This is a genomic window from Photobacterium minamisatsumaniensis (assembly GCF_050336695.1).
In the GTDB taxonomy this organism is placed as follows: domain Bacteria; phylum Pseudomonadota; class Gammaproteobacteria; order Enterobacterales; family Vibrionaceae; genus Photobacterium; species Photobacterium minamisatsumaniensis.
On the sequence record NZ_JAKJSI010000013.1, the window covers coordinates 39817 to 56332 of the forward strand.

General features: G+C 46.6%; 14 protein-coding genes. 6 read left to right on the plus strand and 8 right to left on the minus strand.

Translation table 11 applies throughout. From position 1 onward, the window contains the following. Positions 1 to 87: 87 nt before the first annotated feature. The 5 genes from L4D78_RS05090 (at position 88) to tldD (ending at position 8446) form a co-directional block, all read left to right on the plus strand. On the plus strand, positions 88 to 666 hold the full coding sequence (locus L4D78_RS05090; RefSeq protein WP_428465931.1) for a Maf family protein: 579 nt from the start codon (positions 88 to 90) through the stop codon (positions 664 to 666). Between the two features lie 8 nt (positions 667 to 674). Continuing rightward, positions 675 to 2144: a ribonuclease G gene (gene rng / locus L4D78_RS05095; RefSeq protein ID WP_428465932.1), complete on the plus strand. Its 1470-nt coding sequence runs from the start codon at positions 675 to 677 to the stop codon at positions 2142 to 2144. Positions 2145 to 2162: 18 nt separating this feature from the next. Continuing rightward, positions 2163 to 6059 carry a YhdP family protein gene (locus tag L4D78_RS05100; protein ID WP_428465933.1) on the plus strand — a complete coding sequence of 1299 codons (3897 nt, stop codon included), beginning with the start codon at positions 2163 to 2165 and terminating at the stop codon, positions 6057 to 6059. A 68-nt stretch (positions 6060 to 6127) separates the two neighbouring features. Continuing rightward, the gene (locus L4D78_RS05105; RefSeq protein WP_428465934.1) at positions 6128 to 6946 is read left to right on the plus strand and encodes a carbon-nitrogen hydrolase family protein; all 819 of its coding nucleotides are present in this window, start codon (positions 6128 to 6130) and stop codon (positions 6944 to 6946) included. 54 nt (positions 6947 to 7000) lie between these two features. Further along, a complete protein-coding gene (gene tldD / locus L4D78_RS05110; protein ID WP_428465935.1) occupies positions 7001 to 8446 on the plus strand; it encodes a metalloprotease TldD in 1446 nt (481 codons plus the stop codon). Between the two features lie 115 nt (positions 8447 to 8561). On the opposite strand, the gene yjgA is transcribed toward tldD, so the two are convergent. Next, on the minus strand, positions 8562 to 9086 hold the full coding sequence (gene yjgA, locus L4D78_RS05115) for a ribosome biogenesis factor YjgA (protein WP_428465936.1): 525 nt from the start codon (positions 9084 to 9086) through the stop codon (positions 8562 to 8564). A 168-nt stretch (positions 9087 to 9254) separates the two neighbouring features. Here yjgA and pmbA point away from each other — a divergent pair, with 168 nt between their 5' ends. Further along, on the plus strand, positions 9255 to 10598 hold the full coding sequence (gene pmbA / locus L4D78_RS05120; RefSeq protein WP_428465937.1) for a metalloprotease PmbA: 1344 nt from the start codon (positions 9255 to 9257) through the stop codon (positions 10596 to 10598). Positions 10599 to 10704: 106 nt separating this feature from the next. On the opposite strand, the gene mgtE is transcribed toward pmbA, so the two are convergent. The 7 genes from mgtE to lptB form a co-directional block, all read right to left on the minus strand. Beyond that, positions 10705 to 12063, minus strand: coding sequence for a magnesium transporter (gene mgtE / locus L4D78_RS05125; RefSeq protein WP_428465938.1), 1359 nt, complete (start codon positions 12061 to 12063; stop codon positions 10705 to 10707). A 195-nt stretch (positions 12064 to 12258) separates the two neighbouring features. Continuing rightward, a complete protein-coding gene (locus L4D78_RS05130) occupies positions 12259 to 12534 on the minus strand; it encodes an HPr family phosphocarrier protein (RefSeq protein WP_428456786.1) in 276 nt (91 codons plus the stop codon). Then, the gene (gene rapZ, locus L4D78_RS05135; RefSeq protein WP_428465939.1) at positions 12531 to 13382 is read right to left on the minus strand and encodes an RNase adapter RapZ; all 852 of its coding nucleotides are present in this window, start codon (positions 13380 to 13382) and stop codon (positions 12531 to 12533) included. The genes L4D78_RS05130 and rapZ overlap by 4 nt, the downstream gene beginning before the upstream one ends. A 40-nt stretch (positions 13383 to 13422) precedes the next feature. Beyond that, positions 13423 to 13872, minus strand: a complete 450-nt coding sequence (ptsN, locus tag L4D78_RS05140; protein ID WP_428465940.1) for a PTS IIA-like nitrogen regulatory protein PtsN — start codon at positions 13870 to 13872, stop codon at positions 13423 to 13425. Between the two features lie 2 nt (positions 13873 to 13874). Then, complete coding sequence (gene hpf / locus L4D78_RS05145; RefSeq protein ID WP_428465941.1) at positions 13875 to 14162, minus strand: ribosome hibernation promoting factor; 288 nt, start codon at positions 14160 to 14162, stop codon at positions 13875 to 13877. Positions 14163 to 14188: 26 nt separating this feature from the next. Further along, entirely contained in the window at positions 14189 to 15670 is a 1482-nt protein-coding gene (locus L4D78_RS05150; protein ID WP_428465942.1) for an RNA polymerase factor sigma-54, read from the minus strand. A gap of 114 nt (positions 15671 to 15784) precedes the next feature. Then, positions 15785 to 16510 carry an LPS export ABC transporter ATP-binding protein gene (gene lptB / locus L4D78_RS05155; protein WP_428465943.1) on the minus strand — a complete coding sequence of 242 codons (726 nt, stop codon included), beginning with the start codon at positions 16508 to 16510 and terminating at the stop codon, positions 15785 to 15787. Positions 16511 to 16516: the final 6 nt, after the last annotated feature.

The following is a 16516-nucleotide window of genomic DNA, read 5'->3' on the forward strand; positions in this document are numbered from 1 at the left end:
TTCGATGCTAGTTTGTAACATTACCATCGAGTACCAATGAACAGGTCGTATTGATTTGTCATACTAAACAAAATAAATGTTATCATCATGCCGACACTGCAACTGTATTTAGCTTCTGGCTCTCCTCGCCGTAAGGAACTACTCACTCAACTAGGTTATACCTTTGAGCGAATCGTGGTTGATGTTGAAGAACAACATCAACTAGGTGAATTGCCCGCTGACTATGTACAGCGTTTATCAAAAGAGAAAGCCACTGCTGGCGTAGCGGCTTCTGATGGGCTGCTACCTGTATTGGGCGCCGACACCATTGTGGTGGTTGATGAAACAATTTTGGAGAAACCCCAAGACTTTGCAGATGCCAAGCGAATGCTATCGCTGCTTTCTGGCCGTCAGCATCAAGTCATGACCTCCGTGACATTGGCGACACCTATGAGGCAACAAACCACGCTTGTTATTACGAACGTTTGGTTTAAGACATTGTCTGATAAAGAAATTGAAGCCTATTGGCACAGTGGCGAGCCGCAAGATAAAGCCGGAAGTTATGGTATTCAGGGGATTGGCGGCAAATTTATCGAACGAATCGATGGCAGTTATTACGCTGTGGTGGGGTTACCTTTAGTGGAGACCGACATCATGGTTCAAGACTTTTTAAGTTTATCAATTTAGAGGCAACCATGAGCACAGAGCTGCTAATTAACGTCACGCCGAGTGAAACTCGCGTTGCAATGATTGAAGCGGGTAACCTTCAGGAAATCCATATCGAGCGCGAATCAAAGCGCGGTATTGTTGGCAATATTTATAAAGGGCGAGTGAGCCGCGTATTGCCAGGTATGCAAGCTGCATTTGTTGATATAGGTCTCGACAAAGCTGCATTTTTGCATGCTTCCGATATTGTTCCCCATACAGAATGTGTGGCAGAAAATGAAAAACAGCAGTTTCAGGTGCGTGATATATCTGAACTGGTGCGTCAAGGGCAAGATCTCGTTGTTCAGGTTGTCAAAGATCCGCTAGGCACCAAAGGGGCACGTTTAACGACGGATGTGACATTGCCTTCTCGTTACTTAGTGTTCATGCCTGGGGCTAGTCACGTTGGTGTTTCTCAGCGTATTGAGAGCGAGAAAGAACGTGAACGCCTTAAGAAAGTGGTCAATAAATATTGTGACGACCTTGGTGGCTTTATCATTCGTACTGCCGCTGAAGGTGCTACGTCGGAAGAGCTTGCCCAAGATGCGGCTTTTCTAAAGCACTTATGGCGAAAAGTGTTAGAGCGCCGTGCTAAACATAAACCAAAATCAATGCTTTACGGCGAGTTAGGTCTGGCGCAACGTATCTTACGTGACTTTGTCGGCACAGAGCTTGACTGTATTCAGGTTGATTCACGCTTAGGTTTCGAGAAGCTTAAAGAATTTACGGATGAATTTGTCCCTGAGTTGAGTGAAAAACTTGAGTATTATGCTGGTGAGCAGCCTATCTTTGATCTATACGATACTGAAAACGAAATTCAGCGTTCTCTGGATCGTAAAGTTGAGCTGAAATCTGGTGGTTACCTGATCATTGATCAGACTGAAGCGATGACAACGGTCGACATTAATACTGGTGCATTCGTCGGTCGTCGTAACCTTGAAGAAACCATTTTCAATACCAACATCGAGGCAACCAAAGCCATTGCTCGCCAACTACGCTTACGTAACCTTGGTGGCATCATTATTATCGATTTTATCGACATGGCCTTGGAAGATCACCAGCGTCGGGTATTGATTGCTCTAGAGCAAGCACTATCTTACGATCGGGTTAAAACCAATATTAATGGCTTTACCCAGCTAGGCTTGGTCGAGATGACACGTAAGCGTACGCGTGAAAGTATCGAACATGTGCTCTGTGACACCTGCCCGACTTGTGAAGGCCGTGGTACGGTGAAAACCGTTGAGAGTGTGTGCTACGAAATTTTACGTGAAATCACCCGAGTGAATCGTGCTTATGATGCAGATCGCTTTGTGGTATATGTCTCTCCTGCGGTTGCAGAAGCCTTGGCGGGAGATGAGTACCATGCACTGGCTGAGCTTGAAGTTTTCATTGGCAAACAGGTCAAGATCAAAGCTGAGCCACTGTATATTCAAGAACAGTTTGACGTCGTTATGATGTAAATATTGCGAGGCAATTGAGTGACAACAGTTCCAGTTCGTCTGGTACGTGGATTAATGTGGCTAGTGCTAATTTTATTAGTACTGGCCGCAATTGCTATTACAGGTCTGCGTCTTTTCCTTCCCCAGCTTAACGACTACCGTGAGCCTATTCGTCAATGGGCATCATCTCAAGCCAATATGCAGCTTGAAATTTCTCATGTCGAAGGGCATTGGCTTAACTTTGGACCCTCTCTGGTTTTGAAAGGTGTTGGGGTCAATATGCCGGATAATCCCGACTCTCTGGTTGAGGTCGGCGATGTTTCAATGCAGCTGGATATGCTTGGTTCAATCATGGGCTTGAGCCCTGTATTCAAAGATATTCGTATTGATCAATTACGTCTGGATATCACCCAGCTTTCTGGGTTATCTAATCGTAGTACTTCTACCGCGAGCAATCGGCAAACCTCAACTATTCGCCGTTTAGAAGAGTTGCTCTTTGTTCAGCTGGGGCAATTCTCCGTACGAAACTCTGCCGTGATATTGCTATCACCTGCTGGAGAGCGGGTCACGCTCAACATTGAAAATTTGCAGTGGGATACTCATAACAACCAGCGCCGTGCTGAAGGGGTTATCAGTATTGCCGATACGCATTTCAGTCAAATGCGGGTGATTGCCAACCTGTCAGAAAACCGCTCATTGACCGAACTATCCGGCGAGCTTTATGTGCAGGCCCGTAATCTTTCTGTGACGCCATGGCTGAATAAAAAGCAGCTAACGGACGCCAATATTACGAGCAGTAATATCAATGCCGAGGTATGGCTGACCGTTGATAGTGGCCGCTTACTTAAGAGTTTTGCAAGGCTCGATAGCAGCTACCTTCGTTGGCAGCAGGGGGAAGAGAAGCACGAGTTTAGTATTCGTCAGGGCCTTGTTAACCTGACGCCGATCTCATTGAAAAATGGTGAAATGGGCTGGCGCTTAGATAGTGACCAAATGGAGCTGCAAACTGACAATCTGCTCTGGCCGAGTTTCGATATAACGGCACGTTGGCAGCCAGAAAGCTGGCAGGTCGCGATCAGTCAATTATCGCTATCTCATCTGCGCCCTTTTATTAGCTTTTTACCCGATGACAACACTGCATTGAAGATGGTTAACACCTTGCAACCCAGTGGTACGTTAAGTGACATTCGGGCTATGGGCGGTAAGGATGTTCCACCGAGGTTTTCTTTCGCACTAAATCAGTTCGGTATGAAGCAATGGGAGTTATTGCCAGAAATCCATAAACTGGATGCTTTTGTCGCTGGTGATTTACAGGGCGGCAAAGCCGTGTTGTCATTGGAAGACGATGAGCTGCCTTATGGCGATGTATTTCAAGCGCCATTACAGATTAACGAAAGTGATGTAACGGCTTATTGGCAGATTGGCGATGACGGTTGGCGATTGTGGAGTGATCAACTGGTCGTGAATACGCCACATTTGAGTGTCGATGGTCAGTTTCGCCTAGATTTTCCAGCTAATGCACCGTCGTGGCTATCATTTTATGGTGAGGCAACACTCAGTCAGGCGGGTGAAACTTGGCGTTATCTACCAACGCACGCACTGGGTCAAGATTTAACGAACTACCTGTCGGCAGCGATTCGTGGCGGGAAGGCTGAAGATGCCCAGCTATTGTGGTACGGCGAATTGGCCGATTTCCCATATAGCGATAATACCGGTGTATTTCAGGCTTATGTGCCGATGCGCAATGGTAAGTTTAGCTTTGATACCGCTTGGCCTGAACTCACTGAGCTCGATCTTGATCTATTGTTTGAAAATGACTTTATGTACCTTGACGCGAACCATGCGCAAACCATGGGCGCGACAGCATCAAAGGTAACGGGTGATGCAGAATTAAGTGGCGATGGCCACCTCAAGTTAGCCGTTGATATTTCTGCGCAAGGTGATCAAGTCCGAGATTATATGATGGCGACGCCATTGGTTGATTCGGTCGGGGCCGCATTGACCACCGTACAGGTCAGTGGCCATGTCGACTCATCATTTCAGTTGGATATCCCTTTCGACGGCAGCGATGTCCGAGCATGGGGCAGTGCCACATTAGCGGGAAATCAAGTTGCTATTGATGCGCCACCTATCTCTCTAGAGCAGGTTAAAGGTACGATTTCTTTTGATAATGACATCGTCAATGGTGATGGCCTTACGGCATCGATGCTCACGCAGCCGGTATCGTTTGGATTTGCGGGGAAAAGTGACGATAGTGGCTATAAAGTTGGTATTGATCTAGAGGGCGACTGGCAAGTTGCTCCTTTGCAGGCGCAATTACAAGACCCATTGTTGGCACATGTTTCGGGAAGCAGTGCATGGCAAAGTAAAGTTGATATTGATCTACATGACACGGGATTCGATTATCTTGTTAATCTGCAAGCAGCACTTGAAAAGGTGCACAGTCAGTTACCTTATCCGTTGGAACAACCTGCTGGTAAAAAAGACAATATCACATTGACTGCAAGTGGTAATGCACAGTCATTAACCGGATTGATCACTGCACCAGATATGAAATACCAAGCAATTATCAATCTTGTACCCGAGCGTTTAGAAATAGATGCCAGCGAATGGGTTATTGGTGATGCTCGGGCTCAATCTCTCGTCAAAGGAACACATGCGCTAACGATCAACAGCCCTAAACTAGTAAATGGCGATCGTTGGGTTGACCTGTTCAGCGATATTGAGGACAAACAGGCGCAGGTTGAGCAATCCGGCAAGCCAAGTGTGATGCCAATCATTCCATTACCCACCCAAGTTGATGCGAAAGTGCGGCAGCTGAAACTGGCCACCCTTGACTGGAGTCGTGTTGATTTAACCCTCCGTAGACAGGCAAAGCAATGGCATATGCAGTTAGCCAGCCGTGAGGCCAAAGGCGAAGCTGTTTGGCCGGATAACGGCCCGATCAATATTATGCTCGATAATTTGCATCTCAATATTCCGAATATGGATGATCCTGAGATCAGTGATGCTCCTCGGAAAAAATACCAACCGCAGCGGGACATTCCGCCAGCGACAGATTTTGACCGCAGCATGATGCTGAATATTCCAGAAATGGATATCACGATGAATGATGCATGGTTACAAGGCTATCGACTGGGAAGTGTTTCAGGCAAGGTCCGCCGTGATGGCAGTATGCTTGAATTGGTCAACTTTACGATCGACTCGGGCGAGACATCACTCAACCTTGATGGTCACTGGACATTGACCGATGATCGTAATGAAACCCAGATTGCCTTTGATATCGATGGTGAGAACAGTTCTGATCTTATGGGACGCTTTGGTATATCCGGCGGAATCCAAGGGGCTAAGTTTAGTACTTATGCCTCTATTCAATGGCAAGGTTCACCGTGGTCAATGCACCGCGAGACGTTATCTGGCGAGATGAAATCAGAAACCGGACAGGGTGTGATCAGTGATATTGGTGGTGCGGGGCGTTTGCTTGGTCTATTTAGTATTGACTCAATTGTGCGCAAGATGCAGCTTGATTTCTCAGGGATCTTTGATGATGGCTTAGCATTTAACTATATCCGTGGTAGTGGCCAAATTGAGAATGGGCGCTTTGAAACCTCGAATATCAAAATGCAGGCACTGGCTGGTGATATGTTTATTCAGGGAAGTGCTAATCTTGTAAATGAGACCGTGGATGCAAGGGTCAGATTTACCCCGGACTTTACCTCTGGTATTCCGGTATTAACCGCATTTGCGGTGGCACCTCAAACGGCTATCTATGTGTTTGCTATATCAACGGCATTATCGCCAGTCTTGGATGTGTTTACTCAGGTTAACTATAGAGTTAAAGGGCCAATAGATTCGCCAATAGTGACTGAACAATCACGATTCACGGGTGAATATACCGTGCCTGAAGACTTAAAACAGCAAGAAAAATCAAAATAACGACAAGGCAGTGAGCTGCATTTTATCCAAGGGCGTATCTTGGATGAAATGCCATTAGGGAGAAAGTTATGGCTAAAGTTGGCATCGTACAAATGAATTCAGGCGCCGATCCTGAAGTGAACCTTAAGCACCTTAAACTAAAGCTGAAAGGGCTACAGTTGCAAGGGGCTAAGCTGGTTCTAACCCCTGAAAACTGTTTGGTTTTTGGTTCTCGGCATGATTATCAGCAACATGCAGAACCATTGGGGAATGGCCCTCTTCAGCAGGCTATCGCTCAATTGGCGAATCAGTTAGGCATTTGGATTCTGATTGGCTCTATGCCTATTCGTCATTCGAGTGGTGCAATCACCACAACGGCACTGCTGTTTGATGATAAAGGCGAGTGTCAGGGGCATTATAATAAGCTCCATATGTTTGATGTTGAAATTGAAGATAAGCATCATAGTTACCGTGAGTCCGATACCTTTTTACCGGGCAATGACGTTAAAGTGATCGCCACGCCTTATGGCAACATTGGCTTATCAATCTGTTATGATGTCAGGTTCCCGCAATTATATTCGGCCTTGCGAGAGCAAGGGGCGGACATCATTGTTGTGCCTGCTGCCTTTACCAAAGTAACCGGTAAAGCACACTGGGAGCTCCTGTTGAGGGCTAGGGCGGTAGAGACCCAGTGCTGGGTGATTGCTGCAGCACAATGGGGCGAACACAATGAGTCCCGAGAAACCTGGGGGCACTCAATGATTGTTGACCCTTGGGGGCAGGTTGTCGCTTGCCAGCAACAAGGAACTGGAGTGCTGCTGGCTGATGTTGATTTAGAGCTCAGCCAAGCAATAAGAACAAATATGCCATTGGTGAATCACGCAAGATTTAGTGTTCACCAACGCTAATACTGACACGCCTTCGCTATGTGTGGGCGGTCGGATATAACAAGAGCAAAGTAGATGACGCTGGAAACTGTAGAAGAGACAATGTTAGCCCAATCAGGGCTAGGACGTGAAGAGTTAAGCCAGACCTTGAGCATGATTGCTACAAGGGATGTGGACTATGCCGATATTTATTTTCAGTCTTGCTGGCATGAGTCATTAGTGCTTGAAGATAGCATTATTAAAGATGGTTCATTTAATATCGACCGGGGTGTAGGTGTTCGAGCAGTTTCTGGCGAAAAAACCGGTTTTGCTTACTCCGACCAAATCAACCATCTGGCATTAACCCAAAGTGCAAAAGCGGCACGGGGGATTACACGCATCGGTGGTAGCGGTAAAGTAAACGCATTCACACCAAGTAACCCAACCAACATCTATGCGCCAGTTAATCCGCTTAATAGTTTTGATAAATACCAGAAAATCGCATTACTGGAAGAGATTGACCGCTATATTCGTACCAAAGAGCCGATGGTAAAAGAAGTCTCGGTCAGTATTAATGGCGTTTACGAACAAGTCATGGTTGCCGCACTTGATGGTACCTATGCGGCGGATATTCGCCCATTGGTGCGCCTATCAATCAGTGTGTTGATTGAGAAAGGCGATAAACGCGAGCATGGTAGTGCGGGCGGTGGTGGCCGCTATGGTTATGAATATTTTCGAACTGAAGAAAACGGTAAGTCGATTGCTTTAAGTTATGCCGATGAAGCATTGCGTCAGGCGATTATCAACATTGATGCTGACGAAGCTCCAGCGGGTACAATGCCCGTTGTACTTGGTGCTGGCTGGCCGGGTGTCTTATTGCATGAAGCGGTCGGTCATGGCCTTGAGGGAGACTTCAACCGTAAAGGCTCTTCCATGTTCTCCGGTCAAATGGGTCAGCAAGTTACATCACCGCTGTGTACCATTGTGGATGATGGCACGCTCAAAGACCTTCGTGGTTCAATCAATATTGATGATGAAGGTACGCCGGGCCAATATAATGTATTGGTTGAGGGCGGCAAGCTCAAAGGCTACATGCAAGATAAGCTGAATGCACGCCTGATGGGTGTTGACCCGACAGGTAATGGCCGACGTGAATCGTATGCACATTTACCGATGCCACGTATGACCAATACGTACATGCTACCGGGTGAGCACTCACCGGAAGAGATCATTGCGAGTGTTAAGCGTGGTGTGTATGCGCCGAACTTTGGCGGTGGTCAGGTTGATATTACATCGGGTAAATTTGTCTTTTCAGCATCGGAAGCTTATCTGATTGAGAATGGTAAGATAACGCGTCCAATTAAAGGTACAACCTTGATCGGGAGTGGTATCGAAGCGATGCAGCAGGTATCGATGGTCGGTAATGATCTTGATATTGACCGTGGTGTAGGTGTATGCGGTAAAGCAGGCCAAAGTGTGCCTGTTGGTGTTGGGCAGCCAACCCTGAAAATTGATTCAATGACCGTGGGCGGTACACAGTAAGCACAAGCTTACGTGGTGTAATACCAAGGGTTATAAAAAATGCCAGCAGTGATGCTGGCATTTTTTTATCATCGCTAGGCCGTGACGCTTAGACCATGTCAGTTTTTTAAAGAGCTTAGTCTTTAATGTACAGCTCTTTTAGAAGCTGAAAAATTTCACGATAAGCTTTTGCAGGCTTATTCTGAGCTTTTTCTTTGCCTGCTTGGCGAACTAGCTGGCGCAAGCGAGTACGATCTGCATCAGGGTGATCAACTAAAATTGCGTTGATCATGCTATCGCCACTCTCAATTAAACGGTCACGTTTTTGCTCAAGTTTCTTTAACTCAAACGTTGCTTGAGAGTGCTTGTTATTAAGCTTATCTAAAGCGGCTTGAATAGGTTCAACTTCTACATGACGCATCAGTTTACCAATGCGCTGTAGCTGACGGCGTCGTGCTTCGTTTTTAAAGCGCTGTGCGTCTTTGATGGCCTCAAAGAGCTCTTCATCTAATGGTATTTTTGACAGTGCATTAGGCTTGAGTTCAACAAGGTCTTCACCCAGTTTCTGTAGGGCATCCATGTCACGTTTCATCTCGGATTTACTAACCCAGATGATTTCTTCTTCCTCTTCCCAAGGGGCTTTTTGGTTTTTGCGGCTCATATCAGGCTCTTCGGAATTGCATTTGTTTTTATTTTACCAGTTTAATCGGGATTTGGGGCGCAAAATACGCACAGGGGGTGTTATCCTAAGAGTAATACCAATTTCATTGGCTTATTTGGTTACCCGATAAGGTATCTTAAAGGTAAGCGATTACTGAGAAAATAAAGTATGGACGTGAAAGAACAGGTTGCTCAACAGCGTGTTGAACTGGAAGCGGCTGTTGCTAAAGCGCTGGAGTTGGCTGGCCAGCAGGCTGATGCGGCTGAAGTTGCGATAAATAAAACAACCGGGATCAGTGTCTCGACGCGCATGTGCGAAGTCGAGAACGTTGAGTTTAATAGTGATGGTGCACTTGGCATTACTGTTTATCGTGGTCAGCGTAAAGGTAGTGCATCAACGTCTGATCTGAGTGAAGGCGCAATTGCACAAACCGTTGCAGCAGCTCTGGATATTGCGCGTTATACCTCAGAAGACCCTTTTGCAGGCCCTGGCCCGAAAGAATTAATGGCGAGGGATATTCCTGAACTTGATTTGTTCCATCCGGATGAGCCTGAGCCAGACCATGCTGCCTCTATTGCGATTAAAGCTGAGCAGGCTGCCCTAGATTCTGATCCTCGAATCAAAATGAGTGATGGCGCAAGTTATGATAGCCATTATGGTATTCGTGTTTATGGTAACAGCCACGGCATGCTTGCAAGTTATGCTTCAAGCCGTCACAGCACCAGTTGCTGCGTGATAGCGGAAGGCAAAAATGGTGAGATGGAGCGAGACTACAGCTATACCACAGCGCGTCGTGCCTCTGAACTTTGGACTCCTGAAACAGTAGGGCGCCATGCGGCAGAGCGTACTGTTAGCCGAATTGACCCACAGAAGCTATCTACTCGAGAAGCGCCAATCATGTTTGCGGCGGATATTGCGACAGGGCTATTTGGCCATTTAGTGATGGGGATCAGTGGGTCTAATCTTTATCGTAAATCGACATTCTTACTTGACCAACTGGGTGAACAAATCTTCCCTGAGTGGCTCAATATTAGTGAGCGTCCACATATCTTACGTGGTATGGCGAGCACGCCATTTGATAGTGAAGGACTGGCAACGCGCGATTGTGAAATCATTCAAGATGGCGTGCTTCAAACGTATTTGATGACAAGCTATGCAGCACGTAAGCTAAACCGTCAGCCAACGGGTCATGCGGGTGGCATTCATAACTGGATTGTGAAACCGACCGGTGAAAGCTTTGATCAAATGCTGAAAAAGATGGATCGCGGCTTGTTGGTTACTGAGCTTATGGGTCAGGGCGTAAATATCGTGACAGGTGATTACTCGCGTGGTGCGGCTGGATTTTGGGTCGAAAATGGCGAAATCCAATACCCGGTCAGTGAGGTAACTATTGCGGGTAACTTGAAAGACATGATGAAAAACATTGTCGCTATTGGTAGTGATACCGAAACGCGTAGTCAAATCCTAACGGGTTCTATGCTAATGGATACCATGAAGATCGCGGGTGAGTAAGCCGTAGAGTTTTGTGGGTACCTCATCCTGATATGAGTTGAACAAAAAAGCGAGCTTCTAAAGCTCGCTTTTTTACGGGTGCTTGCCCATGATGCGAACGGGTAGGCTACACCAAAAAGATGGTCGCGAGTCCGAGGAAAACGGATAAGCCGACAATATCGGTAATGGTCGTTAGTGCCATACCGCCAGCTAGCGCGGGATCGATGTTCATTTTCTTGAGGAATATCGGAATACAGACACCCGCCACACCTGCAACTAATAAGTTGGTTAGCATTGCCCCAGCAATGATAGCCCCAAGCAGCAAGTTCCCTTTCCAGAAGACAACGACACCACCAATTATCGCCGCCCAGAGAATACCGTTGATTAACCCGACACGGGCTTCTTTACTTAATAGCCAGCGGGTATTGGTATCACCGATATGGCCGACGGCAAGGCCTCGAATAACCAGCGCAACGGTTTGGTTACCTGCTACACCCCCCATTGATGGGACAATTGTCATCAAGATAGCGATTGCCGCCATTTGCTCAAGCGTGTCTTCGAACAGGTTGGAAACCGATGCGGCGGCCAACGCAGCGAGTACGTTGACACCGAGCCAGATACTTCGACGTTTCGCGGATTTAACCACTGGCGCGAAGGTATCTTCGTCGTCATCCATACCTGCCATGCTCATCATGGTATGCTCTGCATCTTCACGAATGATATCGACAACATCATCAATGGTAATACGACCAACAAGTTGGTTGTTGGTATCAACAACGGGGGCTGAAAGCCAGTTACGTCGTTCAAACAGGTTGGCGACTTCACTATCATCCATATCAACCGCAATGGCCTCATCGGCATCATCCATAACATCTTGGATTTGGATGTCGGGCTGAGTGGTGATAAGCGTAGCCAATGATAAGTGCCCAATCAGTTTTTCATTTTGATCGACTACGTACAGGGCATCGGTAGCTTCCGGCAATTCGCTCTTCATTCGTAGGTAACGCAGAACCACATCTGCGGTTACATCCCCTCGAATGGTGATGAAATCGGTACTCATGATACCGCCGGCGGATTCTTCTGGGTAGGCTAGCGCTTTCTCAACACGGTGGCGATCGGTTGCGTCCATCTGTGCCAGTACTTCCTGATATTTGCTATCAGGTAAGCTACGTAGGACGTAGGCAACATCATCGGTTTCCATGCCCTCGGTAACGGCGGCCAGTTTGTCTGGTGCCATTTGAGCGACAATGCCATCTTTTACGTCTTCTGAAAGCTCGTCGAGGATTTCACCTTGTTCTTCAGGATCAGTAAGTTGCCAAAGTACTTGACGTTCTTTAGGCGGAGAGGCTTCGAGTAGGTGTGCAATGTCCTCCGGCTCCATCTCTTGGAGCATTCGGCGAACATGGACAAACATGCCGTTTTCAAGCGCTTGGTTGACTTCTTGTAGTGTTTGGTGGGTTTGGTCTTGCTCTATTACATCCGCCATTGCTTGCGATACCCCAAATAACCGTGATGCGATATACCTGAAGATACTTGATGGCCCAAAAGCCAGTCAGTAATGCTGAGAGGTATAACAATGCAATAAGCTGAATTTTAACGCAATAGTGATACAGTGTCTCATCAGAACTGAGAGGAAATAAAGATTTAATGCTTTTACGTTGTTTTATTCTTCGTTCTTGAGTTAGCTTTCTTCGTCAAAACCCGCTTCGATGAGCTGACTAACGGCGTCCAATGCGACGAGGGCGTCAGTCCCGTCAGCACTGACACTGATCTGTTGCCCTTGGGCTGATTCCAGCATCAATAATCCCATAACACTATCTGCTGTAGCCGTTTTTTCACCATTACAGATAGTAATACACGACTCGAAGCTCTGTGCAAGTTCGACCAATTTTATGGCAGCCCTTGCATGTAGTCCTAGGCGGTTTTTAATAAACAGTTCCCGGGAGCACTGTGTCATTTTTTAGCTTCCAGCGTACGGTGGCGAATCTGGATTTGATGCCCTTCGTATTTGAAATGTTCAGCCAGTTTTTGAGCGACATAGACGGAACGATGTTGGCCGCCAGTACAACCTATCGCGACAGTAAGGTAACTGCGGTTGTTCTTCTCAAGCATTGGCAACCAGGTTTCGATAAAGTTGCGAATTTGATAGATTAACTGGTTAACTTCAGGCTGGGCAGAAAGATACTCTTTGACGTCTTGATCAAGGCCTGTTTGCGGTTTGAGCTCAGGCACCCAATGCGGGTTAGGTAAAAAGCGGACATCAAACACATAATCGGCATCCGTTGGTAGGCCATGTTTAAAACCGAAAGATTCAAAGACCATGATGAGTTCGCGGGCATCCCGACCGAGCACGCGAGAACGTACCGTTTCACTAAGATCATGGATAGATTTACTGGTGGTATCAATAACAAGATCTGCGTGTTCTTTTAATTCTGAAAGATGATCGCTTTCAGAAAGAATGGCTTGCTCAAGGCTCATATTGTTACGAGATAGCGGGTGTAAGCGACGAGTTTCGCTGTAGCGCTTGATTAATTCTTTGTCATCAGCGTCGAGGAATAACACATTCACATCGACATCATCACCGAGCGAGTCCAGCGTTTCGCGGATCACTCCGGGCTTTGACGGCATATTACGGACATCAATGCTGACGGCGACATTTTGTTGGTTACCTTCTAGCGTCTTGATAAATTGCGGCAGTAGAGTAACCGGTAAGTTATCAACGCAGTAATAACCAAGATCTTCAAGTACACGCAAGGCGATAGACTTACCTGAGCCAGAGCGCCCACTTACGACCATTAACATCATGGTTAAGATACCTCAACAATCGGGGAGTGTGTGATGATCATTATGAATCACAGGTTAGGATTTGATAAAGCTCTTCATCACTTTTTGCGGTGCGAAGTTGCTTACAAACTTGTTTACTGCTGAGCTTTGCAGCCATACAGGAAAGAGTTTGTAGGTGCTCTTTACATTGTGCATCGGGCACGAGAAGCGCAAATAGCAAATCAACCGGTTGATTATCGATAGCATCAAACTGGATCGGATCCTGACACTGGATTAATACAGCAACGGCTTGCTCGCTATTATTGATGCGGCCATGAGGGATCGCGATGCCATTACCGATACCGGTACTGCCCATCTTTTCTCGGCTCAGCATACACTCAAAGAGAGGCTGGGGGTTCTGGTCAAGGTGCTCAGCAGCAATTTCGCTGATAATTTCCAAAGCACGCTTTTTACTGGAGCAAGGGACTGCACTTTTGGTGCAGTCCAGGCTCAATACATTACTCAGTTGCATGATTAGTGACTATTGAGTTTATCTTTGTGTTTGTTTAGTTGACGAACCAGTTTATCAGTTAATGCGTCAATAGCAGCATACATATTTTCAGAATCCGCCTTTGCGTGGATTTCTCCCGAATTAATATGGAGTGTAGCTTCTGCAACTTGCTGTAATTTTTCGACATTGAGCACAACATTAACATTATTAATTTTATCGAAAAAGCGCTCCAGCTTATCGAATTTCGTCATGACATATTCACGCATTGACGGTGTGATTTCGACATGGTGCCCGGTTAGGTTAATTTGCATAGACATCTTCCTTCTGTTGGCGCCTGTTAGAGCAGACGTTTTCGCTGATTAGACGGCGGAATACCCAGAGATTCACGGTATTTGGCAATGGTTCTTCTTGCCACCACGATCCCTTGGTCCGCCAGTAATGTCGCTATTTTACTGTCACTCAGTGGCTTGACTTGGTTTTCTGCTGCTACCAGCTTTTTTACCAAGGCGCGGATAGCGGTTGACGAGCATTCGCCGCCGTTATCAGTACTTACGTGACTTGAGAAGAAGTATTTCAGTTCAAAAATGCCACGGGGGGTATGCATATATTTTTGCGTCGTTACCCTGGAGATTGTGGACTCATGCATATCAACCGCCAACGCAATATCGTTAAGTACCATTGGTTTCATGGCTTCTTCGCCATATTCGAAGAAGTCTTGTTGGTATTCGACAATACAGCGGGCGACTTTTAATAATGTTTCATTACGGCTTTCTAGGCTTTTAATCAGCCATTTTGCATCTTGTAGGTGCGTGCGGATAAATTGGCTATCAGCGGTGCTACGGGTACTCTTGCTTAATGCTGCATACTGTTGATTGACACGAATGCGCGGTACGCTATCTGGATTGATAGTGACGACCCATTTACCGTGATCTTTAAAGACGGACACATCAGGCACAATGTATTCAGTTTCTGACGCAACGACACGGTTGCCCGGGCGAGGGTCTAGACCGTGAATTAGTTGCATAACAGCTTTTAGTTCGGGCTCTTTCAGTTTGGTATCACGCATTAACTGACGGTAATCGCGGTTTGCCAGTAAGTTGATACAATCGGTAAGCAGCATGCGAGCTTCAGCTAGCCACGGGGTGTCTTTCGGAAACGTGGCCAGTTGAAGTAAAAGGCATTCTTGTAGATTACGAGATGCGACCCCTAATGGGTCAAACTGTTGAATACGCTTAAGTACAGCTTCTACTTCGTCAAGCTCGACATCTTCAGCGCCTAAACTTTCGAGGATTTCATCGGTTGAACAGGTTAGGTAACCTTTGTCATCGACGCCATCAATAATCGCCGTTGCAATTGTGTGGTCGGTATCACTGAAAGGGGTCAGTTCAACTTGCCACATGAGATAATCTTGCAGGCTTTCGGTGGTTTCACCTTGATAAACAGGCATTTCGTCATCAATAGCAATCCCTGTGCTGCCTGTCCCTGCGCTGTAGACATCATCCCAAGTCGTATCGACAGGGAGTTCTTCTGGCATCTCTCGTTGTTCAATTACATCTGATGTGTCAAAGGGCTCTGGCTCACTGCTATCTGATTCTTGTGCAGATGCCTCTGTGTGCTCGGCGCTATCAGGCTTATGCTCTTCACCGGTTAAGGTTTCATGTGCACTTTCTTCAAGCTCCAGCAGTGGGTTGGCATCTAAGGCTTCTTGAATTTCCTGCTGAAGATCCAAGGTAGATAATTGCAAAAGCCGAATTGCTTGCTGCAGTTGTGGCGTCATTGCCAATTGTTGGCCAAGTTTAAGCTGGAGCGAGGTTTTCATATATATGTATGTACCTTGTTATTATCTTTGGTGTTGGCTGCATAGCACCGGTAAGTGATACGGAATCCATTATTCGATTCTCGGTGCTAGCTCCTGGTACGTCCTTATGTATAACTATAGACGGAACTGGTCACCCAGATAGACTCGTTTTACATGTTCATCATTTAGTACTTCGCTTGGAGTACCATGTGCAATCAAGTGTCCTTGGCTGACAATGTAAGCTTGCTCACAGACATCTAATGTTTCACGTACGTTATGGTCGGTGATCAGTACACCAAGTCCACGATCCCGTAGGTGCTCAATGATCTTTTTAATGTCGATCACCGAGATCGGGTCAACACCAGCAAAGGGTTCATCCAAGAGAATGAATTTTGGGTTAGCGGCCAGCGCGCGAGCTATTTCAACACGGCGGCGTTCACCCCCTGATAGTGCCATACCTAAACTGTTGCGAATGTGCTGGATGTTGAATTCATCCAATAATTCTTCCAACTTATCCTGACGTTCCGCTTTAGTCAGTTCTTTGCGTGTTTGCAATACTGCCATAAGGTTATCGTGTACCGACAGTTTGCGGAAAATCGATGCTTCTTGTGGCAGATAGCCGATCCCCATGCGAGAGCGGTTATGCATTGGCTGAAGACTGATGTCTTCATCATCAATGGTAATTAAACCTTCGTCACGCGCCACAAGGCCGACAATCATATAGAATGAGGTCGTTTTCCCAGCACCGTTTGGGCCTAATAGGCCAACGATTTTACCAGACTGAACCTCAAGGCTAACGTCGGACACTACTTTGCGGCCGTTATAGCTTTTTGCAAGATTTTGGGCTTTTAGCGTTGCCATGTCGTG

What these genes read in the sequence shown, in the direction of transcription:
- L4D78_RS05090 (WP_428465931.1), top strand. Translation starts at nt 88, where the DNA reads ATGCCGACACTGCAACTGTATTTAGCTTCTGGCTCTCCTCGCCGTAAG.
- rng (WP_428465932.1), top strand. Translation starts at nt 675, where the DNA reads ATGAGCACAGAGCTGCTAATTAACGTCACGCCGAGTGAAACTCGCGTT.
- L4D78_RS05105 (WP_428465934.1), top strand. Translation starts at nt 6,128, where the DNA reads ATGGCTAAAGTTGGCATCGTACAAATGAATTCAGGCGCCGATCCTGAA.
- tldD (WP_428465935.1), top strand. Translation starts at nt 7,001, where the DNA reads ATGACGCTGGAAACTGTAGAAGAGACAATGTTAGCCCAATCAGGGCTA.
- yjgA (WP_428465936.1), bottom strand. Translation starts at nt 9,086, where the DNA reads ATGAGCCGCAAAAACCAAAAAGCCCCTTGGGAAGAGGAAGAAGAAATC.
- pmbA (WP_428465937.1), top strand. Translation starts at nt 9,255, where the DNA reads ATGGACGTGAAAGAACAGGTTGCTCAACAGCGTGTTGAACTGGAAGCG.
- mgtE (WP_428465938.1), bottom strand. Translation starts at nt 12,063, where the DNA reads ATGGCGGATGTAATAGAGCAAGACCAAACCCACCAAACACTACAAGAA.
- L4D78_RS05130 (WP_428456786.1), bottom strand. Translation starts at nt 12,534, where the DNA reads ATGACACAGTGCTCCCGGGAACTGTTTATTAAAAACCGCCTAGGACTA.
- rapZ (WP_428465939.1), bottom strand. Translation starts at nt 13,382, where the DNA reads ATGATGTTAATGGTCGTAAGTGGGCGCTCTGGCTCAGGTAAGTCTATC.
- ptsN (WP_428465940.1), bottom strand. Translation starts at nt 13,872, where the DNA reads ATGCAACTGAGTAATGTATTGAGCCTGGACTGCACCAAAAGTGCAGTC.
- hpf (WP_428465941.1), bottom strand. Translation starts at nt 14,162, where the DNA reads ATGCAAATTAACCTAACCGGGCACCATGTCGAAATCACACCGTCAATG.
- L4D78_RS05150 (WP_428465942.1), bottom strand. Translation starts at nt 15,670, where the DNA reads ATGAAAACCTCGCTCCAGCTTAAACTTGGCCAACAATTGGCAATGACG.
- lptB (WP_428465943.1), bottom strand. Translation starts at nt 16,510, where the DNA reads ATGGCAACGCTAAAAGCCCAAAATCTTGCAAAAAGCTATAACGGCCGC.